This is a genomic window from Bradyrhizobium betae (assembly GCF_050632175.1).
In the GTDB taxonomy this organism is placed as follows: Bacteria; Pseudomonadota; Alphaproteobacteria; order Rhizobiales; family Xanthobacteraceae; genus Bradyrhizobium; species Bradyrhizobium betae_B.
Genome location: NZ_CP192576.1, coordinates 2,800,035 through 2,826,055, shown reverse-complemented (window position 1 = coordinate 2,826,055; position 26,021 = coordinate 2,800,035). Strand labels below are relative to the sequence as shown.

The window sequence follows — 26,021 nt, the reverse complement described above, 5'->3', positions numbered from 1 at the left end:
GGGGATATGTTGATGAATGTGAACAAACGATCGGGAACGTGCGGACGGAATCTTGTGAGTCCAATTCACGGTCACATAGACTCAAACCTTAAGAATCTAAGATTCTTTATAGGAGAAGGGGCGCTCCAGATGGACTATGTGTGCAGGTGAGACCTTAACGAGTTCTTACTATCCCCAGTTCCATTCGCTGGCAGAAATCCCAGGCGCCAAAAATGTTCGAAGACGTCTACCTCTGGATCAAGGCCCTGCATGTGATCGCGGTTATCGCCTGGATGGCCGGCATGCTCTATCTGCCGCGACTGTTCGTCTATCACTGCGAGGCCGAGATCGGCTCGAAGCAGTCCGAGACGTTCAAGGTCATGGAACGCCGGCTGTTCAAGGCGATCATCAACCCGGCCATGATCGTCACCTGGCTCGCCGGGCTCTACCTCGCCTGGTCCGGTCACTGGTTCACGTTCGGCTGGCTGCACGTAAAACTGGCATTGGTTCTGGCGATGTCCGCGGTCCACGGCTTTTTTCGCGCTGGCTGAAGGATTTCGCCGCCGACCGGCGCCCGCGAAGTCAGAAATTCTATCGGATTATCAATGAGGTGCCGACGGTTCTGATGATTCTCATCGTCGTCATGGTGATCGTGAAACCGTTCTAGGCAGCGATCCCGAACGATCGCTCAGCGCTTCGGCTTGCGCAGTGAGAAGCGATTTTCTATATTAGCGACATCCCACCCAACGCAGGCGGATGTGGTTGTGTCTGAGCTTTCCAGAGGCCGGACACCGCATCAGGTTTGAAGCCTCACCGGCGCTCTCCTTGCCAGACCTGCGGACCTTACCTTTTCGCGTCCGCATTTCAGAGCCTCCTCGCACCCCCTCCCAAGGTTACCCCACAGGACCACCCCAATGCGGGAAATTAAACTCCAGGACCTCAAGTCGAAGACGCCGGCCGAACTCGTCTCGTTCGCGGAAGAGCATGGGGTCGAGAACGCCAGCACCATGCGCAAGCAGGAATTGCTGTTTGCAATCCTCAAGCAGCTTGCGCTCGCGGAAACCGATATCGTCGGCGAAGGCGTCGTCGAGGTGCTCTCGGACGGTTTCGGCTTCCTCCGCTCGCCCGATGCGAATTATCTGCCGGGCCCGGATGACATCTACGTTTCGCCGTCGCAGATCCGCCGTTTCGGCCTGCGGACCGGCGATACCATCGAGGGCCACATCCGCAGCCCGAAAGAGGGCGAGCGCTATTTCGCGCTGCTGAAGGTCAACACGCTCAATTTCGAGGACCCGGAAAAGGCCAGGCACAAGGTCAATTTCGACAACCTCACGCCGCTGTTTCCGAATCAGCGCTTCCGCATGGAAATCGACGATCCGACGCGAAAAGACCTTTCTGCAAGGGTGATCGACATTGTCGCGCCGATCGGCAAGGGCCAGCGCGCTCTGATCGTGGCGCCGCCGCGCACGGGTAAAACCGTGCTGATGCAGAACATTGCGCATTCGATCACGCACAACCATCCGGAATGCTATCTGATCGTGTTGCTGATCGACGAACGTCCCGAGGAAGTCACGGACATGCAGCGCTCGGTGAAGGGCGAGGTCGTGTCCTCGACTTTCGACGAGCCGGCGGTGCGTCACGTCCAGGTCGCCGAGATGGTGATCGAGAAGGCCAAGCGACTGGTCGAGCATGGCCGCGACGTCGTCATCCTGCTCGATCTCGATCACGCGCCTCGGCCGTGCCTACAACACCGTGGTGCCGTCATCCGGCAAGGTGCTGACCGGCGGTGTCGACGCCAACGCGCTGCAGCGCCCGAAGCGTTTCTTCGGTGCAGCCCGCAACATCGAAGAGGGTGGCTCGCTGACCATCATCGCGACCGCGCTGGTCGATACCGGCAGCCGAATGGACGAAGTCATCTTCGAAGAGTTCAAGGGCACCGGTAACTCGGAACTGATCCTGGACCGCAAGGTCTCGGACAAGCGGACCTTCCCGGCGATCGATATCTCGCGCTCCGGCACCCGCAAGGAAGAGCTCATCACCGACCCGCAGGTGCTCAAGAAGATGTACGTGCTCCGCCGCATCCTTAACCCGATGGGCACGATGGACGCGATCGACTTCCTGCTCGACAAGTTGCGCTCGACCAAGAGCAATTCGGAGTTCTTCGACTCCATGAACACCTGATTGCAGTGCAATATGAGATCAGAGGGCGCCTTCGGGCGCCCTTTTTGTGCGGTATTGCTGCAGTAAATCTGCAGCATGACGAACGTCCCGACATAGATCTAATGCAGGGAAACCTGTTGATTTATCTATAGAATGCTTGACTCAGGTCTGGCTTATCGCGCGGGCGATCGAAGATACCTGCAGAAGAATGCTGCAGTTTATATTGCATCGCAATATCACCGGTGCTGCGGATTGGAGCGCAGCAAAACCGGGATCGGCTCGCTCGATAACAGCGCGTTTGCCTTTTCTCCGGCAGCCGGACAAATAGGCCATGCATCCGCGAGACCAGACTATCTTTGCACTGTCGTCCGGGCGGGCACCAAGCGCGATTGCGGTGGTGCGCGTCTCCGGGCCGGAGGCTGGTGTGGTGCTGACAACGCTCGCGGGCAAGCTGCCGGCGCCGCGACAGGCCGGCCGCCGGCTGCTCCGCGACGGCGTGGGCCAGCCGATCGACGATTCGGTGGTGCTCTGGTTTCCGGGGCCGGCCAGCGCGACCGGCGAGGACGTCGCCGAATTCCACGTCCATGGCGGCCGGGCGGTGCTCTCGGCGCTCCTGGCCGAAATTTCTGTAATACCGAATTCACGGGCGGCCGAGCCCGGTGAGTTCACGCGGCGCGCCTTCGAGAACGGCAAGCTCGACCTGACCGAGGCCGAGGGTCTCGACGATCTCATCCACGCCGATACCGACCGGCAGCGGCGCCAAGCGCTGCGGCAATTACAGGGTCTCCTGGGCGATCGCGCGCGCGACTGGCGCGAGCGCATCATCGAAGCCTCGGCCCTGATCGAGGCCGGCATCGATTTCTCGGATGAGGGCGACGTGCCCTCCGAATTGCGAACGCCGGCGGTCAAGGCGATCAGAGCGCTGCATGATGAAATCGCAAATGTCCTTGCGGCACAGGGACATTCTGAACGCCTGCGCGACGGCCTGGTGGTCGCGATCGCCGGCGAGCCGAACGTTGGCAAGTCGACGCTGATGAATCAGCTCGCGTGCCGCGAGGTCGCGATCGTCTCGCCGCATGCCGGCACCACGCGCGACGTGATCGAGGTGCAGCTCGATCTCGACGGCTATCCCGTTACGGTGATCGACACGGCCGGTATTCGCGAGACCGACGATCCCGTCGAGCAGGAGGGCGTCCGCCGGGCGCGGGCGCGAGCCGAAGACGCCGACCTCGTGCTGTGGCTGGTCGAGGGCGACCGGGCTGTCGATCCCGGCGCGATGCGATCGCTGTGGGTGCCCGGCGACACGCGGGATCCGTCAGGCGGGTCGGTCTGGATCGTGCGCAACAAAATCGACCTGAAGGAAAGCGGGGAAGCCTTGCCACAAGGCCAGTTCGGAATCTCGGCGAGCCGGGGCGATGGCATTCCCGATCTGGTCGACGCGTTGGTCAAGTTCGCAGGCGTGTTTTTTGGAACGGGTGAGGGCGCGTTGGTGACGCGGGTCCGTCAACGGGATCTGCTGCGGCGAGCGTCCGATAGCTTGCGCCGGAGTCTGGACCTTGTAGAAGAGGGCGAAGAACTTGCCGCTGAAGAGCTCCGCGCGGCCGCCTATGCCTTGGGACGGCTTTTGGGCCGGGTGGATGTCGAAGACGTACTTGGCGCCATTTTCGAGAAATTCTGTATCGGAAAGTAGTGCTAGTTCTTAATTCTAGAACTAGCGCTTCAACTTAGCGCTTGGGCCACTGTTCATGTTTCACGTGAAACGCCGTCGGTTGGGTTCCCGCCGTTTCACGTGAAACACCACCCGATCCCATGAATGGCGGGGCCGCGACTGCTGTCACTGTTGCTCGCGGCGCTCGTGCCTCACAATCGCCACCTACGACGTCCCTTGCGACGTCCGCATTTGTTTCACGTGAAACAGCAGACGGAACAAGGTGATCTCTACTGTGCATGGGGTTGTTTTCGAGAAGGTGCGTTTCGCTCGCTCGGCCGAAGCTGTTTCACGTGAAACACGCGCATCGCCCAGTTTCCCCTTCCGGCTTTTTCCTCTCTGAGCTAGAAGACCGCGCATGCGTGCAGAGCGAGAGAGCTACGACGTCATCGTGATCGGCGGCGGACATGCCGGCTGTGAGGCCGCTTCTGCCGCTGCCCGGATAGGTGCGACAACAGCTTTAGTGACGCACCGTTTCTCGACGGTCGGCGCGATGTCCTGCAATCCCGCCATTGGAGGTCTCGGCAAAGGCCATCTGGTCCGCGAAGTCGATGCCCTCGATGGCCTGATGGGCCGGGTCGGCGACGCCGGCGGCATCCAGTTTCGCGTTCTCAATCGCCGGAAGGGCCCCGCTGTGCGTGGTCCCCGGGCCCAGGCTGACCGGAAGCTCTACGCCGCCGCCATGCAGGCCGCGATCCGGGCGACCGAGGGACTTTCGGTTATCGAGGGCGAGGCTGACGAGCTGATCGTGATCGATGGCCGGGTGACCGGACTTCGCCTGGCGGATGGTCGCGAACTCCGGGCAGGCGCTGTCGTCGTCACCACCGGCACCTTCCTGCGTGGTTTGATCCATCTCGGAGAGAAGAACTGGCCCGCCGGGCGGGTCGGAGAGGCGCCGGCGATGGGCCTGTCGAGTTCGTTTGAACGTGCCGGCTTCAGCCTCGGACGGCTCAAGACCGGCACTCCGCCGCGTCTGGACGGCACCACGATCGACTGGTCGGCGGTCGAGATGCAGCCCGGAGACGAGCCGCCGGAGCCGTTTTCGGTGCTGACCGAACGGATCACGACGCCGCAGATCCAATGCGGCATCACCCGGACCCTGTCTGCGACCCACGAAGTGATCCGGGCCAATGTCCATCGCTCCCCGATGTACTCCGGCCAGATCAAGAGCTCTGGTCCTCGCTATTGCCCCTCGATCGAGGACAAGATCGTCCGCTTCGGCGACCGCGACGGCCATCAGATCTTCCTGGAGCCGGAAGGCCTCGACGATAGTACCGTCTATCCCAACGGCATCTCGACCTCGCTTCCCGAGGAGGTCCAGCTCGCGATCCTTGCCACCATTCCCGGCCTGGAGCGGGTGAAGATGGTCCGCCCGGGTTACGCCATCGAATACGACCACATCGATCCCCGCGAGCTCGACCCGACCCTCCAGACCAAGCGGCTGCGCGGCCTGTTCCTTGCCGGGCAGATCAACGGCACCACTGGATATGAGGAGGCCGCCGGTCAGGGCATCGTCGCCGGCCTGAATGCGGCGCTGGCCGCAAGCGGGGCCGCACTGACGGTGTTCGATCGTGCGGACGGCTATCTCGGCGTGATGATCGACGACCTCGTCACCCGGGGCATCAGTGAACCCTATCGGATGTTCACGTCGCGCGCCGAATACCGCCTGACCCTGCGGGCCGACAACGCGGACCAGCGCCTCACCGAGAAGGGCATCGCGCTCGGATGCGTTGGAAGCGTCAGGACGCGGCATCACCGCGCCAAGATGGATGCCTTGAATGCGGCCCGGGCCGTGTCGAAGGCCCTGACCATCACTCCGAACGAGGCGATCAAGCACGGGCTGTCCTTGAACCGGGACGGCCAGCGCCGTTCGGCCTTCGAGCTGATGGCGTATCCTGATATCGGCTGGAGCCAGGTGTGCGCGATCTGGCCGGAGCTGTCGACCATTGATCCCGTCATTGCCACCCATCTTGAGATCGACGCCAAGTACGATGTCTATCTGGAGCGCCAGAGCGCCGACGTCGAAGCCTTCAGGCGGGACGAGGGGATGATTCTGTCCGAGGTCGACTACCAGCAGGTCCCGGGTCTCTCCAATGAGGTCCGCGCCAAGCTGGAGAAGGCGCGTCCGTTCACGGTCGGCCAGGCTGGCCGGATCGACGGCATGACCCCGGCGGCGCTTGGTATCCTCGCGGCTTATCTCCGGCGCGAAGCACGAAAGACTTCCAAGGCAATTGCATAGGCGTTTCACGTGAAACAGCGCGGATCGGGCGGCGACAGGCCGCTATCGCGACGACCCGGCGCGGGCGAGGGCGCCGCGCGTCAATCCGAGATCGACTCCGGCCAGCCCGAAGATCGACAAGGCGAGCGCCAACGATCGATCGCTGGACGCCATCATCGCCGCCGACAAGGCCGCGGCGCTCAAGCTCGCGCCCGTTTCACATGAAACCAAGGCCCGGCTCGATCGCTACATCGCGCTGCTCAGGGAGTGGCAGGCCAAGACCAACCTGGTCGCGCCATCGACGTTGCCGCACCTCTGGACCCGTCACATCGCCGACTCGCTTCAGCTGATCGATCTCGCGCCCTCGGCAAAGCGCTGGGCCGATCTCGGCAGCGGTGGCGGCTTTCCGGGCGTCGTGCTGGCGTGCGCAATGGCGGGGATGCCGGACGCGCGCGTCCATCTGGTTGAGCGGATTGCCAAGAAGGCTGCGTTCCTGCGTGAAGCTATTCGCGTCACCACCTCTCCAGGAGTCGTACATCTGGCTGAGATCGGGGATAATGTGGATAGAATCACCGGCCCCGTCGATTGCGTCACCGCGCGTGCGCTTGCTCCGCTACATCAACTCATCGGCTTTGCGGAGCCGCTGATGCGCCAGGGCGCAAAGGCGCTGTTTCCGAAGGGTCAAGATGTAGAGGCTGAATTGACCGAAGCCGCTAAATATTGGAATATTCAGCCGCACCTCCATCAAAGCCGCACCGGCGATGGTTGGATCGTCGAGCTGACGTCCGTCGAGCGGCGCGGGTGAGGCGTTCAGGGGTCGAGTGGGGAATTTGCGATGAGCGTGATTGACGAGCCGCAGCAACAACAAGCCGCCGAGGTCCCGCAGGGCCACCCGCGCATCCTGGCGCTGGCGAATCAGAAGGGCGGCGTGGGAAAAACAACCACGGCGATCAACCTCGGTACGGCACTCGCGGCGATTGGCGAGCGTGTCCTGATCGTCGATCTCGATCCGCAGGGCAATGCCTCGACCGGCCTCGGCATCGACCGCCGCAACCGGTCCTGCTCGACCTACGACGTGCTGATCGGCGAATCGAGCTTGCGTGAAGCCGTGGTCTCGACCGCGGTGCCGCGGCTGCATATCGCGCCCTCGACCATGGATCTGTCCGGCCTCGAGCTCGAGCTCGGCACCACGCCGGGCCGCGCTTTCAAGCTGCGCGACGCCATCGGCGCGCTCAACAACAACGTCTCGCCGGACGCCGACTACACCTATGTGCTGATCGACTGCCCGCCCTCGCTCAACCTGCTCACGGTGAATGCGATGGCGGCGTCGGACGCGATCCTGGTGCCGCTCCAGTGCGAGTTCTTCGCGCTGGAAGGTCTGTCGCAATTGCTCCAGACGGTGGAGCAGGTGCGTTCGACGCTCAATCCGAACCTGTCGATCCACGGCATCGTGCTGACCATGTTCGACTCGCGCAACAACCTCTCGAACCAGGTCGTCGCCGACGTCCGTCAGTTCATGGGCGAGAAGGTCTACAAGACCATGATCCCGCGCAACGTGCGCATTTCGGAAGCGCCGTCCTACGGCAAGCCGGTGCTGGTCTACGATCTCAAATGCGTCGGTAGCGAAGCGTACTTGCGGCTCGCTACGGAAGTGATCCAGCGCGAGCGCGAGCTGCGCGTGACGCATTGATGCGTAGTGCCGTAGGGTGGGCAAAGGCGTCTTCGCCGTGCCCACCATCTTCCGCACATAAACAACTGGTGGGCACGCTTCGCTTTGCCCACCCTACGACAATTCAGTTCTGGAGTGTTGCACCGTGAATCCAAGGGAGCTGGCGATGGCCGATGAAGCGCGTTCGCGACTGGGCCGCGGTCTTGCAAGTCTGATCGGTGACGTCGGCGGCGAGGCGCAGCATGTCGATCGCCCGCGTGCGCAGCGCAAGGTGCCGATTGAATTCATCAAGCCCAACCCACGCAACCCGCGCCGCACCTTTTCGGACACCGAACTCAAGGAGCTGTCCGAGTCGATCAAGCAGCACGGCGTGATACAGCCGATCGTCGTGCGCCCCGTGAAGGGCGCGCAGGATCGCTTCGAGATCATTGCCGGCGAACGGCGCTGGCGTGCCTCGCAGATGGCCGGCCTTCACGACGTGCCGATCGTGCCGGTCGACATCAGCGACAGCGATGCGCTGGAATTCGCGATCGTCGAGAACGTGCAGCGCGAAGACCTCAATCCGATGGAAGAGGCGCAGGGCTACCATGCGCTCGCCAACGAGTTCAAACGCAGCCAGGACGACATCGCAAAAGTCGTCGGCAAGAGCCGCAGCCACGTCGCCAACATGATGCGGCTCACGAAATTGCCGGCCGAGGTGCAAGCCTTCATCGCGACCGGTGAGCTGACGGCAGGCCACGCCCGCGCGCTGATCGGCGTTCCCGATCCGCTCGCTGCTGCCAAGCGCATCGTCGAGGAGGGCCTTAACGTCCGTCAGGCCGAAGCGCTGGCGCACGAGGAGGGCGTGCCGGAGCGCAAGCCGCAGAAGGCGCGCAGCCCTGGGGGAAGGAAAAGGACCCCGACACGATCGATCTGGAAAAGCGCGTCAGCGATGCGCTCGGCCTCAAGGTCACGGTCAGTCACCGCGATCCCGGTGGATCCGTGCAGATCAACTACCGCAACCTCGACCAGCTCGACGAGGTGATGAAGCGGCTGGCGAAGGGCGCGATCTAGCCGTCATTCCCGCTCTCTCCTCGTCATTACTTCGTCGCTTGCGCTCCTCGCAATGACGAGTCGAGAAAGCTTACCCCCGCCGCTTTGCGTTCGCGGCGATCGCCATCAGCGTACGCTGCGCGATGGCGGCGGCGAGGGTGGATTGCTTGCGGGTGTCGAGCGCGGCCGTCGCGAGCTGCTCGATGATTGCAGCGAGCCGCGTCACGCTGAAATTGCGCAGCGCGGTTTCGACGGCCGGTTTTCGCGAAAAATGCAGCCGTGGATAGCCGCCGTCGAGCACGGACGATGCAGGCTGGCCGTCGGCAATAGCAAGTGCCGATTTGTGCAGCCACGCGGCCTGGCGCTGCGCCGCGGAGATGATCACGCCGGGGTAGGTCCCGGCGATCATGGCCTTTGCGAATTCGGTTTCGACGACATCGGGCCGGCCGGCGAAGGCGCCATCGACGATCGGATCGAGCTTCAGCTCGGATGCATCGGCGACCACGGCCATCACGTCATCCAGCGTGATTTCGCCTTTTCCATGCGCATAGAGGGTGAGCTTGCGCAGCTCATTGCGCGAGGCCTGGCGGTCGCCGCCGAGAAACGACATCAGTGCCGCGCGGGCATCCTGTGCGATGCGCAAATTCGCGATGCGGAGTTCGTCGTCCATCAGCTTGGCAAGATCGCGCTCGGTGTCGGGATAGCAGCCGATCGCCACGGCCGTCTTGGCGCGCTCGCAGGCCTTGCGCAGCGGCGACTCCGGGCGCAGCTCGCCGGCCTCGATCACGATCCGGCAATCCTTCACGCCCATCTCCGCCAGCGTGTCGATACCGCTGGCAAAGCTGCGCGAGCCGGCACGGACTCGGATGGCGCGGCGGCCGCCGAACAGCGGCACCGTCATGGCTTCATCGACCAGACGCGACGGCTCGGCCGAGAGCTCGTCGCCGTCGAGCTTGACCATCGCGAAAGGATCGTTGGGATCGTCGACGGCGGAGGCGATCAGCGCATCGGCGCGCTCGCGCACGAGGCCGGCGTCGGGACCGTAGAGCAGGATGATCGGCCGGCCCGCATCGGGGCGGGCGAGGAAGGCGTCGATCTCTTTTCCGCGGAGTGCGACCATGCCGCCTCGAAGTCGTCATGCCCTGCGCTCGAAGCGCGAGCCCCGGAATGACAGGAATGAACTACGTACCCGCAGTAAAGAACGAGGCGAGCCGCGTCGTGATGTTCTCGGCGATCTCGTTTGCGGCACGATCCTCCGCATCGCGCAGGGCGCGGTTGCGGGCGAAGCGCTGATACGAGCCGGGCATATCGTAGGACACGCGCGAGAACGTCGTTCCGGTCATCACCGACTTGTTGGTCACGACTTCGATCAGGTTGTACTGGGCGTCGATGCCGTAGTTTTCGCTGCTCGGCAGGCCGGTATTGGGATCGACGATCAGCGACGACTTGTTGGTCGTGAAGCGGATCTCAAGACGGTGGGTCGGCGGCATGCCGGTGGCCGTGCCGTACAGCTTGAAAGCCAGAGCGTTGCGGACCTCGACACCGATGCGCGCCTCGCGCGAGGCGTTGGCCTTGGCGATCGGCGGCAGATCGACCCCCATCAGCTTCTCGCGAAGGCCGGGTGTGCCGTCGGTACGCTCGGCATACATCGGCTGGAAGCAGCCGGCCGTCAGCGCCGCCAGAGCGGCGACTGCCAGCAGGCGGGCTGCGATGCGGATCCTAGCCGACAACATTCACGATCCTCTTGGGGACGACGATCACCTTGCGGACGGGCTTGCCGTCCAAGGCTAGTTTTACCGCATCGAGGGCCAAAACGGCAGCCTCGATTTCCGGATTCTGGGCCGCTGTTGCAACTGTGACCTCGCCCCGCTTCTTGCCGTTGACCTGGACCACCAGGGTCACGGTGTCTTCAACCAGCAAATCGCGTTCGATTTGGGGCCAATTGGCCTCCGAAACCAGCCCGCTGTGGCCCAGGGCCTGCCAGCACTCCTCGGCCAGATGCGGCATCATCGGGGAGAACAGCTGGACCAGGATCTGGCTGGCCTCCCGGATCGCCCAGACCAGGTCGGGGGCGGGTTGACCCGGACGCTGGAGGATCTCCGAGAACGCATTGGCGAACTCGCGGATATGGGCCAGGCACACATTGAAGTGCAGCCGCTCGATACCGCTGGTGACCTTGTCCAGTGCCCCATGGGCGGCCTTGCGCAAGGCGGTTGCATCAGGCCCGAACGAAGCCGGCCGAGCAGCCGGCGCGCCCTTGCCGAGTTCCGCCGCGTCATTCACCAGCCGCCACAGCCGCTGTACGAAGCGCGAGGCGCCCTGGACGCGCTCGTCGCTCCAGATCACGTCGCGGTCGGGCGGCGAGTCCGACAGCATGAACCAGCGGGCGACGTCGGCGCCGTAGGTCTCGATGATGTCGTCGGGATCGACCGTGTTCTTCTTGGACTTCGACATCTTCTCGATCGCACCGATCTGGATGTCTTCGCCCGTCGTCAGCAGCGTGGCGCGGCGCCCGTTGCCGCCGACCTCGATCTTCACCTCGGCCGGCTGCACATAGGTGCCGTCGGCCTTCTGATAGGTCTCGTGCACCACCATGCCCTGCGTGAACATGCCGGCGAACGGCTCGTCCAGCGCAATATGCCCGGTCGCCTTCATCGCACGGGTGAAGAAGCGGCTGTAGAGCAGATGCAGGATCGCGTGCTCGACGCCGCCGATATACTGGTCGACCGGCAGCATCCGGTTGGCGATGGCGGGCGTCGTCGGCGCGGCCTCGTTCCAGGGATCAGTGAAGCGGGCGAAGTACCAGGACGAATCCACGAAGGTGTCCATGGTATCGGTTTCGCGCTGTGCCTTGGCCCCGCATTTCGGGCAGGCGACGTGCTTCCAGGTCGGGTGATGATCGAGCGCGTTGCCCGGCTTGTCGAAGCTGACATCCTCCGGCAGCACCACCGGCAGATCGGTAGCCGGCACCGGCACCACGTCGCATTTCGGACAGTGGATCACCGGAATCGGGCAGCCCCAATAGCGCTGGCGCGAAATGCCCCAGTCGCGCAGGCGGAAATTGACCTGCCGCTCGCCGACCGGCGCGTTGCCGCGCAGCTCGGTTTCGAGGCGTTTTGCAACCTCGTCCTTGGCCTGATCGATGGTCATGCCGTCGAGGAAGCGCGAATTGATCATGCGGCCGTCACCGTCATAGGCGGTGTCGGTGATGACGAACGTCTTGGGATCCTGGCCCTCGGGGCAGACGACCGGCGTGTTGCCGAGGGCGTACTTGTTGACGAAGTCGAGGTCGCGCTGGTCGTGCGCGGGGCAGCCGAAGATGGCGCCGGTGCCGTATTCCATCAGCACGAAGTTGGCGACATAGACCGGCAGCTTCCAGTTCGGGTCGAACGGATGTACCGCGCGGATGCCGGTGTCAAAACCCTGCTTCTCCGCGGTGTCGATGATCGACTGCGCGGTGCCGATCTTCTTGATGTCGGCAATGAACTCAGCGAGTTTGGGGTTCTTTGCGGCCGCTGCCTGCGCCAGCGGATGATCTGCCGAGATCGCCATGAATTTTGCGCCGAACAACGTGTCGGGGCGTGTCGTGAATATATTCAGCTCTTTTTCGCCGGCGGGCGTCGTCGCCGCATCCAGTGCGAAACGGATCAAGAGGCCCTCGGAGCGGCCGATCCAGTTGCGCTGCATCAGCCGCACCTTGTCGGGCCAGCGGTCCAGCCCATCCAGCGCCGACAGCAGCTCCTGCGAGTACTTCGTGATCTTGAAGACCCACTGGCTCATCTCGCGCTGTTCGACAACGGCACCCGAGCGCCAGCCGCGGCCGTCGATCACCTGCTCGTTGGCGAGCACGGTCATGTCGACCGGATCCCAATTGAGCTTGCGCTTCTCGCGCTCGGCGAGGCCGGCGGCGAGCATGTCCAAAAACATCTTCTGCTGATGCTTGTAGTAGCTGGGGTCGCAGGTCGCGATCTCCCGGCTCCAGTCCAGCGACAGCCCGATCGAGCGGAGCTGCTTCTTCATCGCGGCGATGTTGTCGTAGGTCCAGGCCTTCGGGGCGACCTTGCGCTCGATGGCGGCGTTCTCGGCCGGCAGGCCGAACGCGTCCCAGCCCATCGGGTGCAGCACGTTGAACCCCATGGCGCGCTTGAAGCGGGCCAGCACGTCGCCGAGCGTGTAATTGCGGACATGGCCGATATGGATGCGCCCGGACGGGTAGGGGAACATCTCGAGCACATAGTATTTCGGCCGCGAGTCGTCGTTCCTGGAGACGAAGATCGCCTGTTCGTCCCAGGCAGCCTGCCAGCGCGGTTCGGCGTCGCGGGCGTTGTAGCGTTCGGAGGTCATGGAATCGTTCGATTTTCGTGGTTTGGGCCGCCTAAAGACGGCGGACTAGGCCATAGAAGTCCTCAGGGGGTCAATGGGTTGCCGCTGGCGGCGGCGCTCCGCAATGCTGCTCCGCAAAAGTACGGAGCAGACAATTCGGATCGGATTAAGGGGTCAGTGCGAGGTTGACTGCCAACAGCACCAGACAGGCAATGGATACAGGATTCGAAGATATCGACCATGATTATGCCGCGTCCATCGCCGGACGGGCGATGCGGAGCATGGCCGAGCAGCGGATTCCGCCGACGCCGGCCAATTTTGCCGTCTGGTTCCGGTATTTTGCAGGCAGCCAGGACGATTTGCGCAATGCCGTCGATCTCCTGATCAACCACAATCGCCGATTCGATGCTGGGACCAATCGGGATCTGTTCGAGACCTATGTCGCACCCCAGGTAAATGCCGTCGTCGCCAACACGTCCGAACGGCTGCATACCCTGATGGGAGCGGCGAAGGAGTTTCTGGCGACCGCGATCGCTGACAACCAATCCCAGATGCAGGCGATCAGCCAGGTGACCGACCAGGGCAACGCCGGCGTCGATCCGAAGGCGCTGGTCGGACAGCTCATGAACGAGCTGGCACGCGCCGCCACGCGGGCGACACGGCTCGAGGCAGGCTTTGCGGAGAAGACCCGAGAGCTCGACGTGATCCGCGATTCGCTCTCCAAATCCGAGGAGCGCGCCCGGACGGATATGCTGACGGGCCTCGCAAACCGGCGGGCGCTCGACGAATTCCTGCGCAAGGCGCAGACGACGGCCGACTGGGGCGAGCCGCTCAGCGTTTTGATGCTCGACATCGACCACTTCAAGACCTTCAACGACAATTTCGGTCACAGCATCGGCGACCAGGTGCTGCGGCTGATGGCGCGGGTGCTGCGCGAAAAGGTTCGTCAGCAGGATCTGCCGGCGCGCTATGGCGGCGAGGAACTGATCGCCGTGCTGCCGGATGCCGATCTCGCCATTTGCGCCGAGATCGCCGAGGTCATCAGGCGCGCGATCGCCGAATGCACGATCACGCGGCGCTCGACCGGCGAGATGCTGCCCAGCATCAGCGTGTCGATCGGTGTGGCGCAGTACCGGACCGGCGAAGCCATCACCGATCTGATCGAGCGCTGCGACCGCGCGCTCTATCTCGCCAAGGGCGGCGGCCGCAATCGCGTGGTGACGGAGAGCGATCTCGATCGCGCCGGCGCTGCGGGTTAGCGATCAACCCGCCATCATCATGTCGGCTGCGCCGTTCTCGATCGCCTGCACGCCATGCTCGACGACATTGTTGCGGCCGCGATGTTTTGCGGCGTAGAGCGCAGCGTCCGCGGCTTCGATGAGATCGCCGGGGCGTAGGGTCTCGTTGGGCTTCGCGGCGGCAACACCGATCGAGACGGTGACGATCATGTGCGCCGAGGTGATGTGCGGCAGGCAAAGTCTCAGCACCGCCGCGCGTACCTGTTCGCCGATCTCGACGGCGCGGTTCACGTCGGTGTTGGGCAGCAGCAGGCAGAACTCCTCGCCGCCATAGCGCGCCGCAAAGCCCATCGTGTCGGCGGCGATGCCGGACAGCGATTCGCCCAGGCGGGTCAGGCAGGAATCGCCTTCGAGATGGCCATAGGTGTCGTTGAACAGCTTGAAGTGGTCGACGTCGATCATCAGCAGCGCGAGGTCGCTGTCATATTGCTGCGCGCGCATCCACTCGAAATCGAGCCGGCTCTGGAAGCCGCGGCGGTTGTTGAGCCCCGACAGCATGTCGATCGAGGCCATCACCGTCAGGCGGTCGTTGCTCGCGATCAGCTCGCGCTCGCGCTGGCTGAGCTGCGCGGCCATCGCGTTGAACGCGCGGGCCAGCGGTACAAACTCGGCCGGCAGGCGGTTGCGCGCCGCGCGCGCCGAAAGGTCGCCTTGGCCGAGGCGCTTGGCCATGTCGGCGAGCATCTCGATCGGCTTGATCACGAGCTTCTCGGCGGCAATCAGCGCGCCGAGCAGGACGAACACGACGACGAACGCGAGCTGAAGATAGGCCGTGCGGATATCGCGGCTGACTGCCGCGGACACCTTGTCTTCGTCGATGCTCGCGATCAGGCGGGCATTGGTGCCGGCGATGCGGATGTAGCTGACCGCGCGCCGGGAGCCGTCGGCGGCAAGGAAAGAGAGCGATCCCTCGTCCTGGTTCGACCGCAGTGCCTTGTCGGCGATCGCGGACATCAGCGGCATGTTGTCGAGGGGGCGGCCGATAGCGCTGTGCTGGTCGGCCGGCGCCGCCAGCACGGTGCCGGCGCTATCGACCAGCACGGCGGTGATCCCGGCGCGGCCGCCGAGATTGTTCATGACCTTCGACATCCAGTCGAGGTTGACGGTCGCAAGCACGACGGCATCCGCCGTGCCGCTGAAGGCGGAGACCGGAAAGACCGCCATGACGGTCGGCGTCTGCGCGGGCCGCGATAGAATGAAATCGCTCAGCACGAAGCGGCCGGTCTCCTGCGCCTGCTGGAAGTAGGGCCGGTCGCTGAGGTCGAGGCCGACATACATGTTGTTGGTGGCGCACTGGATGCGGCCTTCCTGGCCCGCGATCAGCAGCGTGCGGATCCAGGGAAGGTTCGACGGCAGGCTCGCGCGCAGCACGTCGCAGCTCTTGCTGATGCCGCCGGCGGATGCCCGGATGAAAGCTTCCGATTTCAGGATGGTCTCGACCGACGAGATCACCTCGCGCTGCGCGTCGGCGCTGTGCCTTGCGACCGTCGTGAACTCGGCCGTGGCCTGCGCGATCTGCCGCGCGCGCGTGTCCTCGAGCGAACGGATGCGCTCGAACATCAAGGGCGTCACAAGAATCACCGCGAGCAACGCCAGCCGCGCCCGGATTCCGAGAACCTGCTTGAGTTTCGCTCGTTTGCGGTTGAAACTGACGTTTGCCATCTTCGCTACCCACCCCGCGGGCCAAGGTAAAGCGAAGGGTTCAAAAACTCTTTCTTGAACTCGGTAAAATTGGACCTACCTCGGTTACGATCGAAGACAATCGACCTCATGACAGACGCCAACGCCGCGCCGGTAACCGGCCATTCACCAAACGCGCTCGCCGCGGTCGAAGCCGAAATCGCGCGCGCCTGCAAGGACGCGCGGCGCGAGCGCGCTTCGGTGACGCTGATCGCAGTGTCTAAGACGTTCGCGGCAGATGCAATTATGCCGGTCATTGCCGCCGGACAGCGCGTATTCGGCGAAAATCGCGTGCAGGAGGCCAAGGGCAAGTGGCCGGCGTTAATCTCTGCTTACCCGGATATCGCACTGCATCTGATCGGTCCGCTGCAATCCAACAAGGCAAAAGAGGCGGTCGCGCTGTTCGATGCCATCCATTCGGTTGACCGCCCGAGCATTTGCCAGGCGTTAGCCAAGGAAATCGATTCCCAGAACAGGCATCCGGAACTGTTCGTCCAGATCAATATCGGCGAGGAGCCGCAGAAGGCCGGTATCGCCCCTGGCGAGGCCGACGCCTTCATCGCGAGCTGCCGCGACACTTATGGGCTGACGATTTCCGGCTTGATGTGCATTCCGCCGGTCGACGAGCCGCCGGCCGCACATTTTGCGCTGACCGCCAAGATCGCGGAGCGTAACGGACTGAAGAAACTCTCGATGGGCATGAGTGCGGACTTCGCCACAGCCATCATGCTCGGCGCCACCCACGTCCGCGTGGGGAGCGCGATCTTCGGGCACCGGTAGTCGCCGTTTGCGAGGGATTGCGCCAAGCAACTGCTATTGAGTTCGTCGTTGCTCGCAATGACGGTGGTGGTTACACAAACCCCACCGACACTTTCCCCAGCACGCCAAAGTCCACCGCAAAATAATCCCCGGCTTGAATCGGCAGCGGCGGATGGCATGTGCCTGTCGTCACCACCTCCCCTGCCCGCAAGGTGATGCCGAGCCCGCGCAGCTCGTTGGCAAGCCACGCCAGGGCAACACGGGGATCGCCGAGCACGTTCTTGCCGTGGCCGGTGTAGTGCTGGCCGCGTAGCGTGATCTGCGGCCGCTCCTCGACGAGATCCATCGCGCGCCAATTTGCTGATGTTGCTGTACCCAGCACGAACTGATGCGCACAGGCATTGTCCGCTATGAGCTGCGCCTCGCCCGCGCCAACAAAGTCGGCAAAGCGCGAATCGGGAATCTCGATCGCGGGGTGCAGGGTATCGACGGCGGCGAGCACGTCGTCGACGCTGTACGGTGTCGCGCGCGGCGGCAGCTCGCGGCTCATGCGGAAGGCGAATTCCGGCTCGCCGACGCGCATCTCGTTGCCCTTCATCGACGCGGTGCCGCCATCGGCGATCAGTGTGTCGCTCATGATGCGACCGGCCAGCGGGCCCGCGACATTGATGTGCTTCTGCCCGGCCTCGCTCGTCGCCGCGATCTTCCAGCCGAACAGTTTTCCAAGCGACTGCGTTTCGAGCTCGGCCTGGATGGCGTAACCGTCTGCACGGTTCTGCGGCCGCAACTTTGTCTCCAGCGCGTCAAGCTTGGTGCCGTCGCGCCAGTGCTGGACGAGCAGGCGCGATGCGGCGGCGATCTGGTCCTTGTCGAGCATGTGTCCTCACCCGATGATGATTTTTGTTCTTGGCCCAAGCCGTCGCAGCAATTGCAGCATGGCCGCCCTGGTCATGGAGACGCAGCCCGCGGTCGGGCCGAAATTGTCGCGCGCCAGATGCAGGAACACGGCGCTGCCGCGGCCGGCGATCCGCGGCCGGGTATTGTGGTCGATTTCGATGATGAAGTCATAGAGTTGGTCGGCTCGCTTGAGCCGGTCACCGCCCTGCTCCCGATCGAGCCGGATCGGCTGATTGTAATGGCGGTTCTTGGGGTCCTCGCACCAGGCGTCGGTGTCGCCGATGGTCCGTGCAGGCAGGAAGGTCTGCGGGCGGCGGTGCCGGTCGCCCCGCCACCATAATTGCCTGGGACGGAAGCTGCCCCTCGGGGTGCCGCCATCGCCCTCGCGCTTGTTGGCCAGGATACCGCCGCGCCCCAGCGCCACCGGAATCGTCAACGGTCCTGCCGTCAGCCAGCCCCGGCGCGGATTCCCCGCAGCAGGCTTAACGCGGATCGCCGGAAGCGGCCCCGAGCTCCGATTCCTGGTGTAACCAACTGACTTAGCTTTATTTTTCATGTGAGCGTGCGATGTCGAATTCATTACAGGACATTCATCAAAACGGCCTGCTATTCTGGGTTAGAGTGCTTCTGGCTTGTGAATCGGTAACGGCCCACTACTTCAACACGAACAACAATAATAACGGCGACCCCTAACTTTCTCTCGCGGCTGGGTGCAGCATGCATGCGCGCCGAGCCGGACTCCAAAAGGATGACCCCCTATGGCCAATGCCCGCAAGATCCTCATCGTGGATGACGATACCGATCTGCGCGACACGTTGGTGGAGCAATTATCGCTGCACGAAGAATTCGAAGCCTCCGCCGTCGATACCGGCGCCAAGGGCGCGAGCGCCGCGAAGGCCAATTCCCCCGATCTCGTCCTGATGGATGTCGGCCTGCCCGACACCGACGGCCGCGAGGTTGTCCGCTCCCTGCGCAAGGGCGGCTTCAAGGCCCCGATCATCATGCTGACGGGGCATGACACCGATTCCGACACGATTTTGGGGCTGGAATCCGGCGCCAACGACTACGTCGCAAAACCCTTCCGTTTCGCCGTGTTGCTGGCCCGCATCCGCGCCCAGCTGCGCCAGCACGAGGCCAGCGAGGACGCGGTGTTTTCGGTCGGCCCCTACTCCTTCCGCCCCGGCTCGAAGATGCTGACCGCGGCCAATGCGCGCAAGGTCCGCCTCACCGAGAAGGAAACAGCGATCCTTCGCTTCCTCTACCGGGCCGGCCAGATGCCGGTCTCGCGCGAGACGCTGCTTCAGGAGGTCTGGGGTTATAATTCCGGCGTCACCACCCACACGCTGGAAACCCACATCTACCGCCTCCGCCAGAAGATCGAGAAGGACGCCGCCAACCCGGAAATCCTGGTCACGGAAGCCGGTGGCTACAAGCTGGTGCCGTGATACGCTTCAGGGGCGTGCGAATCGTTTTAGATCGCATGCCCTTTGAGCTCCGGACCTGAATGTCAATCGACGACGACGTAGCGCTTCTCGAGCGTGTCCCGACACTGCGCCTGTTGGGAGACGCCTCGTTGCGCATGCTGGCGATCGGCTCCGAGCAGCGTAACTTCGTCCGCGGCGACGTCCTGTTCAATCTCGGCGACGATGCCGATGCCGGCTACGTGGTCCAGCGCGGCGCCTTCCGGGTTGACGACGGGGCCGGTGCCGAAATGATTGCGGGTCCCGGCGCGCTGATCGGCGAGCTCGCGCTGGTGGTGCCGATGAAGCGGCCGTCGAGCGCGATCGCGATCGAGCATGCCTCCGTCATCCGCGTCGCGCGCAGCCTGTTTCAACGCGTGCTCGAGAGTGATCCCGCTGCTGCGGTTCGCTTGCGCGATGAATTCGCGGTGCGTTCCAGCCAGATCGCCAGCGATATATTGATGGCGGGTGCGAAGCTGACGTCCTGAATGACTGCGGTAGCCCGGATTGCGCTTCGCTCCATCAGGGCTACGGAACCTCAAACCTCCAGCGTCACCGTCACCGGCACGTGGTCCGACGGCCGTTCCCAGCTCCGCGCGTCGCGCAAAATCCTGAAATCGCTCACCGCATCCTTCAGCGCGCGCGAGACCCAGATGTGGTCGAGCCTGCGGCCGCGGTCGCCGACGGTCCAGTCGGCGGAGCGGTAGCTCCACCATGTGTAGACCTTTTCCGACATCGGGATGCGATCGCGTGCGACGTCGACCCACTCGCCCGCTTCGAGCGCGGCCTTCAGCTTTTCGGTCTCGACGGGCGTGTGAGAGACGACCTTCAAAAGCTGCTTGTGCGACCACACGTCGTTCTCGTGCGGCGCGACGTTGAGGTCGCCGACCAGGATGTGGCGATCCTCTCCGCGCGGATGCAGCGGCTCGCAGGCCTTCATCTCGTCGAGGAAGCGAAGCTTGTGATCGAACTTTTCGTTCAGCGCGGGATCGGGAATGTCGCCGCCGGCGGGAACGTAGAAATTATGCAGCACCAGCGGCTTTGCGATGTCGGCCTTGCTTCCGAAGGATACGGAAATATGGCGCGAATCCACCTTGTCGCAGAAGGTCCGGATGTCCGTCGACTCGAACGGAATCTTCGAGACGATGGCGACGCCGTGATAGCCCTTCTGTCCGTTCAGCGCGACATGCTCATAGCCGAGCCGCTTGAAGCGCTTCAGCGGAAAGGCATCGTCGATGCACTTGGTCTCCTGCAGGCACAGCACGTCCGGCCGCGCGCTCTTGAGAAACTTCGCGACCAGTTCGATGCGCAGCCGCACCGAATTGATGTTCCAGGTTGTCAGGGAGAAACGCATGAGGAATGCGTCTTAGCAAGCTCTCGTAGGGTGGGCAAAGGCGCAAAGTGCCGTGCCCACCGTCTTTTCGGGCTTGGGATACGATGTGGGCACGCTTCGCTCCGCCCACCCTACGCGCTGCACTTATCCCGGCGACTGGCCGTAATTGGTGAAATCGATCTTGAACATGCCGGGATCGAGCTTCTTGGTCGCGTCGAGATTGTAAACCGCGATCGTGGTGTCGTAGCCCTGCGGATCGGTGACGGTCCACTGCTTCAACTGGCCGTCCTTGGCGCCGAACATGAGCATCAGGCGGCTGGTGCCGACCAGCGCCTGCTTCTCCTCGATGGTGACGCTGACGAAGACGTCGTCGGCCGAAACGTTGACGACGTTGGTGTCCTTCATCAGGTCGATGCGGTCGGACAGCAGGAAGCGCAGCGGCGTTTGCGACAGCGGATAGACGTCCTGCGTGGCCAGCTTGCGGTCGCGCACCACCAGCGACGATCCATCGGCGACGATGTCGATCGGGCTCGGGGCGTCATATTCGAAGCGCACCTTGCCGGGTTTCTGGATGTAGAAGTCGCCCTGCGTCTTGCTGCCGTCGGGACCGACCTGGACGAAATTCCCGACCAGCGTCGACAGCGAGGACAGGTAGGCGCTGACCTTGGCCGCCTGTGCCTTCTGGTTGGCGTCGAAGGTCTGGAAGATGCTGCTCGGCACGTTGCGGCGCGGATCAGGGATGACCGGATTCGGCGGTGTCTGCGTCGCGCCGGTGACGGCGGGCCCTCCGGCGACTGGTCCGGAATCGCGGCCCTTCGGCGCGGGCTTCGGCACGGGCACGGTCTGCGCAACGGAAGCTGCTGTCACCATCGCAGCGGTGACGAGAAGCACGCCGGCCATGCGCGCGCCTCGCGCAGCGAGGGTGGCAGCGAATTGAATGTCCGGATGTCTGATCAACGCGTCGTCCTGGTTGGCTGGGCGTCTTTTTAGCGTGATTTCAGGCAAAAGCAGATAACGTTTTTGCGTGAAATAGTGTTCTGAGGCGGCTCGCCTCACATATGGCTGTCTTCTTCTTCGACCAGAATCTCGCGCTTTCCGGCGTGGTTGGCGGGTCCGACGATGCCTTCCAGTTCCATGCGCTCCATCAAGGACGCGGCACGGTTATAGCCGATTTGCAGGCGGCGCTGGATGTAGCTGGTCGAGGCCTTGCGGTCGCGCTTGACGATGGCGACGGCCTGCTGGAATAGGTCGCCGCCGCCATCCGCGCCCATGCCACTGGCGTCGAACACCGCGCCGCCGTCCTCGTCCTCTGTGGGCTCCTCGGCAGTCACAGCTTCGAGATATTCCGGCTGGCCCTGGGTCTTGAGGTGGCGCACCACCTTCTCGACTTCCTCGTCCGAGGCAAACGGTCCGTGCACGCGGCTGATGCGGCCGCCGCCGGCCATGTAGAGCATGTCGCCCTGACCGAGCAGTTGCTCGGCGCCCATCTCGCCCAAAATGGTGCGGCTGTCGATCTTGGAGGTGACCTGGAAGGCGATGCGGGTCGGGAAGTTCGCCTTGATGGTGCCGGTGATGACGTCGACCGACGGGCGCTGCGTGGCGAGGATCACGTGCAGGCCGGCGGCGCGCGCCATCTGCGCGAGGCGCTGTACCGCGCCTTCGATGTCCTTGCCGGCGACCATCATCAGGTCGGCCATTTCGTCGACGATGATGACGATGTAGGGCAGCGGATCGAGCGAGAGCTTCTCTTCCTCGTAGATCGCCTTGCCGGTCTCCTTGTCGAAGCCGGTGTGCACCGTGCGCGTCGGCTCCTCGCCCTTGGCCTTCAATTCGAGCAGGCGCGTGTTGTAGCCGTCGATGTTGCGTACACCGAGCTTGGCCATGTTCTTGTAGCGCTCTTCCATCTCGCGCACCGCCCATTTCAGCGCGACCACCGCCTTCTTCGGATCGGTCACGACAGGGGTGAGCAGATGGGGAATGCCGTCATAGACGGAGAGTTCGAGCATCTTCGGGTCGACCATGATCAGGCGGCACTGGTCCGGGCGCAGCCGGTAGACCAGGCTGAGGATCATGGTGTTGATCGCGACCGACTTGCCGGAGCCGGTGGTACCGGCGATCAGCATGTGCGGCGTGCGCGCAAGGTCGATGATGACGGGGTCGCCGCCGATGGTCTTGCCGAGGCAGAGCGGCAGCTTCGCAACCGAGTCGACGGTCTCCTTGGCGACCAGCAGCTCGCGCAGATAGACCTTTTCGCGATGCGCGTTCGGCAGCTCGATGCCGATGGCATTGCGACCGGGAACGACCGCGACACGCGCGGACAGCGCACTCATCGAGCGGGCGATGTCGTCGGAAAGGCCGATCACGCGCGACGACTTGATGCCCGGCGCGGGCTCCAGCTCGTACAGCGTGACGACAGGACCCGGATTGGCCTTCACGATCTCGCCGCGCACGCCGAAATCCTGCAGTACGCCTTCGAGCGAGCGCGAATTGGCTTCCAGCTCGGCCTTGCTGAGCGGCTGACGATCGCCGGCCTTCGGCGCGGCCAGCACGGACACGGACGGAAGCTCGAACTTGTCGGAAGATTTTTGGAAACGGCCTTCGGTGCAGCCTTCTTGCGCGGGGCGCGCGCGGCGGGCTCTTCCTCTTCCTCCTCCTCGTCTTCCACGTCTTCTTCGGGCTCGTCCTCGTCGTCCTGGGACTGCGGCGAGATCGACGGTGCGGCACGGCCGCCGCCGAGATTCGGCTCCTGGCGGTTGAAAGAAACCGCCTTGGTCTTCGGTCCACTCGAGACCAGTGAGCGGTAAGCGGCGCCACACAGCCAGATCAGCCGTGCCTTGGTGCTCATCAGCGCGTGGAACAGCCAGCCCAGCGACACCGAACCGCGATCGCCCTCTTCGTCTTCGTCGAGCGGCTTGTCGTCATCCTCGATCTCCGCGAGTTCGTCGTCATGCTCGCGTGCGCCGAGGCCGCAGGCGATCAGGAAGGTCGCGGCCATTGCGGCGAACAGGATCGTGCCGAGCACGATGCGATAGATCGTGCCGGCGGGTCCGAAGATCACCGCGGGCGCGCGCACCAGCGCATCGCCGACCACGCCGCCGAGGCCGGTCGGCAGCGGCCAGGCGCCGCCATGCGGCCAGCAGCTGACGAAGCCCGCTGCGATCACCGTGCAGAGAATCCAGGAGCCGAGTCGCAGCGCTTCGCGGTCGAACGGGCGATGGGTCAGCATGCGCCAGCCCCAGACCGCGACGGTCAGGATCAGCATGATCGCGCCGAGCCCGAGGATCTGCATCGCAAGGTCGGCGCCGATCGCGCCGGCATAACCCAGGATGTTGCGGATCGGCCGCGAGGTGGCGTGGCTGAGGCTGGGATCCTGCACCGACCACGTCATCAGTGCGGCGGAGGCGACGCCCGACAGCGTGATCAGGCCGAAGCCGGCGAGTTCGCGTACGCGCCGGCCTAGCGCCTCGCGGATCGAGGGCGGCAGATGGCCGACCAGTGGAATGACACGTTCGATCGCCGACATGCTCATGGGCCCCGCCTAACCCAGAGTCTCGACCAGCCGGTGCAACGCCTGCGCCGTGGTCTCGCCATCCTGCACCAGCGCGAGGCGAATATAACCCGCACCTGGATTGAAGCCGTCGGGCTGGAGCCGCGCCAAAAAGCTGCCGGGCACCACGCGCACGCCTGCTTCCTTGAAGAGTTTCAGGCACACCGACACGTCGTCGCCGATGTCGGACGTGTTGAGCCAGACACAGAACCCGGCATCGGGCCGGCGATAGCCGTAGCGATTGCCGATGATCTGGTCGGCGAGATCGAACTTGATCCGGTAGAGCTTGCGGTTCTCCTCGACATGCGCCTCGTCGCCGTAGGCGGCGATCGCGACATGCTGGAGCGGCACCGGCACCTGGGGCGCAGCGATGTTGCGCAGCTCGAGGAACATGCCGATGAACCTCTTGTCGCCGGCGGCGAAGCCGACGCGCATGCCCGGCAGGTTGGAGCGCTTCGATAGCGACTGAAACGCAACCACGCGGGTGAAGTCCGGACCGGCGCATTCGAGCGCACTGCCCGGGGCTTCGCGGGTGTAGATCTCGGAATAGCATTCGTCGCTGAGGATCACGAAGCCATGGCGGTCGGCGAGCTGCTTCAGCCGCCTGAAATAGTCGGGCTTGGCGACCGAGCCCTGCGGGTTGGCGGGCGAGGCCAGATAGAACGCCACCGTGCGCGCGAGCGTTGCTTCGTCGATGGCGTCGAGATCGGGCAGGAAGCCGTTTTCGACCGTGGTCGGCAGATAGATCTGCTCGCAAGCGGCAGCCGAGGCGCCGGCGCCATAGACCGGATAGAACGGGTTCGGCATCAGGATGGCGGGCTTGCCCGGACGCGGACCGACATAGCGCGCAGCCGCGATTGCGGCGAGGAACAGCCCTTCGCGGCTGCCATTGAGGACGAGAATCTCGGTCTTGGGATCGAGCGGCCGCGGCAGCTTGAAGCGCGACGACAGCCAGGCGCTGGCCGCCGCGCGGAACGGCTCCGTGCCCTGGTTCATCGGGTAGCGGCCGAAATCGGCGATATGCTTGGCCAGCACTGGGCCGACGAAGTCGGGTACGGGATGCTGGGGTTCACCAACCGCAAGCGAAATCAGGGGCTTGCCGGGCTGATGGGGAGCCAGCAGCTCGTTCAGCCGGACGAAGGGCGAGCGCGCGGAATCGGAGCTACCACCGCCCTGCGGCGCACTGGATGAAGCGGTCATAGCCATTCTGGACGCCAGCACTCTTGGAACAGCCGGTCGCACCAAGGCGCCGGCGGGAAGCGGTTCAGTTCACCATAGATAGGGCGAGGTTAAGACGCGATTAACCATCGGTCGGCCGGTCCGTCCAGACCGGGAATTATGAGGCCGGATAGCAATGGGATGCGTGGGGCCGCCAAGCTCCCGTGATGGCCGGGCCTGCCCCGGCCGTCCACGCCCTTTCCGGGACGTCCAAGAACGTGGGTGGCCCCGGCCTTCGCTTCGCCTGGCGACATAGGCGCGCCTCAGTGCGCCGGCAGCTTCTCGAACGTCGCCATGCCCGCGGGGATCGCGTGAAACTCCTGCTTATCGCAGGTGTAGATCGCCATCTGCGGATGGAACTGTTCCGGCTCGTCCAGCGTGCCGACCTTCAGGATCGCGGCCGGCAAGCCCGGAACCTTGGTTACAAGATGCGTGCCGCATTCGGGGCAGAACTCGCGTGTCACGGCGCGCGCGAGGTCCTTGCGCGTGAACTGCTTGGGTTGTCCGATGATGTAGCTGAAGCCGGCCACCGGCATCGCGATGAAGGTGTTGGGTGCGCCGCCCGAGATGTACTGGCACTCGCGGCAATGACACTGGGCCTGCATCATGGGATCGCCCTCGGCGACATAGCGCACTTCGCCGCAATAGCATCCGCCTTCCAAACGCATGACGACCTCCCGATTTGTTTTCGTTGTGGTCGGTATTTCTGCGCCGGCAATCTGGAATGGCAATCTTTTTCT

At 63.9% G+C, this 26,021-nt stretch carries 18 protein-coding genes and 4 pseudogenes; 11 read left to right on the top strand and 11 right to left on the bottom strand.

Annotation, left to right across the window (positions count from 1 at the left end; genetic code table 11):
* The first annotated feature begins 212 nt into the window (after positions 1-212).
* The 7 genes and pseudogenes from hemJ to ACQ86E_RS13630 all read left to right on the top strand — a co-directional run bounded on the left by hemJ (position 213) and on the right by ACQ86E_RS13630 (position 8,787).
* Positions 213-646 (top strand): annotated as a pseudogene (gene hemJ, locus ACQ86E_RS13660) (protoporphyrinogen oxidase HemJ).
* Between the two features lie 247 nt (positions 647-893).
* Positions 894-2,160: pseudogene (gene rho / locus ACQ86E_RS13655) on the top strand (transcription termination factor Rho).
* A gap of 310 nt (positions 2,161-2,470) precedes the next feature.
* Entirely contained in the window at positions 2,471-3,829 is a 1,359-nt protein-coding gene (mnmE, locus tag ACQ86E_RS13650; RefSeq protein WP_431205818.1) for a tRNA uridine-5-carboxymethylaminomethyl(34) synthesis GTPase MnmE, read from the top strand.
* Positions 3,830-4,205: 376 nt separating this feature from the next.
* Entirely contained in the window at positions 4,206-6,086 is a 1,881-nt protein-coding gene (mnmG, locus tag ACQ86E_RS13645; RefSeq protein ID WP_431205817.1) for a tRNA uridine-5-carboxymethylaminomethyl(34) synthesis enzyme MnmG, read from the top strand.
* Between the two features lie 142 nt (positions 6,087-6,228).
* Entirely contained in the window at positions 6,229-6,870 is a 642-nt protein-coding gene (gene rsmG, locus ACQ86E_RS13640; protein WP_431206469.1) for a 16S rRNA (guanine(527)-N(7))-methyltransferase RsmG, read from the top strand.
* 30 nt (positions 6,871-6,900) lie between these two features.
* Positions 6,901-7,755, top strand: coding sequence for a ParA family protein (locus ACQ86E_RS13635; protein ID WP_014438846.1), 855 nt, complete (start codon positions 6,901-6,903; stop codon positions 7,753-7,755).
* Between the two features lie 145 nt (positions 7,756-7,900).
* Positions 7,901-8,787, top strand: a pseudogene (locus ACQ86E_RS13630) (ParB/RepB/Spo0J family partition protein).
* A 70-nt stretch (positions 8,788-8,857) separates the two neighbouring features.
* Here ACQ86E_RS13630 and holA read toward each other — a convergent pair.
* The 3 genes from holA to leuS all read right to left on the bottom strand — a co-directional run bounded on the left by holA (position 8,858) and on the right by leuS (position 13,110).
* A complete protein-coding gene (gene holA, locus ACQ86E_RS13625) occupies positions 8,858-9,886 on the bottom strand; it encodes a DNA polymerase III subunit delta (RefSeq protein ID WP_431205816.1) in 1,029 nt (342 codons plus the stop codon).
* Positions 9,887-9,947: 61 nt separating this feature from the next.
* Positions 9,948-10,499 (bottom strand): LPS assembly lipoprotein LptE, encoded by a 552-nt coding sequence (gene lptE / locus ACQ86E_RS13620; RefSeq protein WP_375311809.1) that lies wholly within the window; start codon positions 10,497-10,499, stop codon positions 9,948-9,950.
* Entirely contained in the window at positions 10,486-13,110 is a 2,625-nt protein-coding gene (gene leuS, locus ACQ86E_RS13615; protein ID WP_431205815.1) for a leucine--tRNA ligase, read from the bottom strand. Before leuS ends, lptE begins: the two co-directional genes overlap by 14 nt.
* Before the next feature lie 191 nt (positions 13,111-13,301).
* On the opposite strand from leuS, the gene ACQ86E_RS13610 reads away from it, so the two are divergent.
* Entirely contained in the window at positions 13,302-14,348 is a 1,047-nt protein-coding gene (locus tag ACQ86E_RS13610; protein ID WP_431205814.1) for a diguanylate cyclase, read from the top strand.
* Positions 14,349-14,351: 3 nt separating this feature from the next.
* Here ACQ86E_RS13610 and ACQ86E_RS13605 read toward each other — a convergent pair whose 3' ends face one another.
* The gene (locus ACQ86E_RS13605; RefSeq protein ID WP_431205813.1) at positions 14,352-16,049 is read right to left on the bottom strand and encodes a diguanylate cyclase domain-containing protein; all 1,698 of its coding nucleotides are present in this window, start codon (positions 16,047-16,049) and stop codon (positions 14,352-14,354) included.
* Positions 16,050-16,157: 108 nt separating this feature from the next.
* On the opposite strand from ACQ86E_RS13605, the gene ACQ86E_RS13600 reads away from it, so the two are divergent.
* Positions 16,158-16,847: a YggS family pyridoxal phosphate-dependent enzyme gene (locus ACQ86E_RS13600; protein WP_431205812.1), complete on the top strand. Its 690-nt coding sequence runs from the start codon at positions 16,158-16,160 to the stop codon at positions 16,845-16,847.
* A 70-nt stretch (positions 16,848-16,917) separates the two neighbouring features.
* Here ACQ86E_RS13600 and ACQ86E_RS13595 read toward each other — a convergent pair whose 3' ends face one another.
* The gene (locus ACQ86E_RS13595) at positions 16,918-17,703 is read right to left on the bottom strand and encodes a 2-keto-4-pentenoate hydratase (protein WP_431205811.1); all 786 of its coding nucleotides are present in this window, start codon (positions 17,701-17,703) and stop codon (positions 16,918-16,920) included.
* Positions 17,704-17,709: 6 nt separating this feature from the next.
* Positions 17,710-18,279 (bottom strand): L,D-transpeptidase family protein, encoded by a 570-nt coding sequence (locus ACQ86E_RS13590; RefSeq protein ID WP_431205810.1) that lies wholly within the window; start codon positions 18,277-18,279, stop codon positions 17,710-17,712.
* A gap of 202 nt (positions 18,280-18,481) precedes the next feature.
* Between ACQ86E_RS13590 and ACQ86E_RS13585 the strand changes: the two genes are divergently transcribed.
* Together ACQ86E_RS13585 and ACQ86E_RS13580 are read left to right on the top strand one after the other, a co-directional pair.
* On the top strand, positions 18,482-19,168 hold the full coding sequence (locus ACQ86E_RS13585; RefSeq protein ID WP_008142830.1) for a response regulator transcription factor: 687 nt from the start codon (positions 18,482-18,484) through the stop codon (positions 19,166-19,168).
* Positions 19,169-19,227: 59 nt separating this feature from the next.
* On the top strand, positions 19,228-19,671 hold the full coding sequence (locus ACQ86E_RS13580) for a cyclic nucleotide-binding domain-containing protein (RefSeq protein ID WP_014438856.1): 444 nt from the start codon (positions 19,228-19,230) through the stop codon (positions 19,669-19,671).
* A gap of 50 nt (positions 19,672-19,721) precedes the next feature.
* Here the strand turns inward: ACQ86E_RS13580 and xth are convergent, their stop codons facing one another.
* From xth to ACQ86E_RS13555, 5 genes and pseudogenes are all read right to left on the bottom strand, one after another.
* Positions 19,722-20,537, bottom strand: coding sequence for an exodeoxyribonuclease III (xth, locus tag ACQ86E_RS13575; protein WP_431205809.1), 816 nt, complete (start codon positions 20,535-20,537; stop codon positions 19,722-19,724).
* 123 nt (positions 20,538-20,660) lie between these two features.
* A complete protein-coding gene (locus tag ACQ86E_RS13570; protein WP_431205808.1) occupies positions 20,661-21,416 on the bottom strand; it encodes an outer membrane lipoprotein carrier protein LolA in 756 nt (251 codons plus the stop codon).
* Positions 21,417-21,568: 152 nt separating this feature from the next.
* Positions 21,569-24,045 (bottom strand): annotated as a pseudogene (locus ACQ86E_RS13565) (DNA translocase FtsK).
* Between the two features lie 9 nt (positions 24,046-24,054).
* Positions 24,055-25,269, bottom strand: a complete 1,215-nt coding sequence (locus tag ACQ86E_RS13560; protein ID WP_431205807.1) for an aminotransferase class I/II-fold pyridoxal phosphate-dependent enzyme — start codon at positions 25,267-25,269, stop codon at positions 24,055-24,057.
* 275 nt (positions 25,270-25,544) lie between these two features.
* Entirely contained in the window at positions 25,545-25,949 is a 405-nt protein-coding gene (locus tag ACQ86E_RS13555; protein ID WP_431205806.1) for a GFA family protein, read from the bottom strand.
* Positions 25,950-26,021 lie beyond the last annotated feature (72 nt).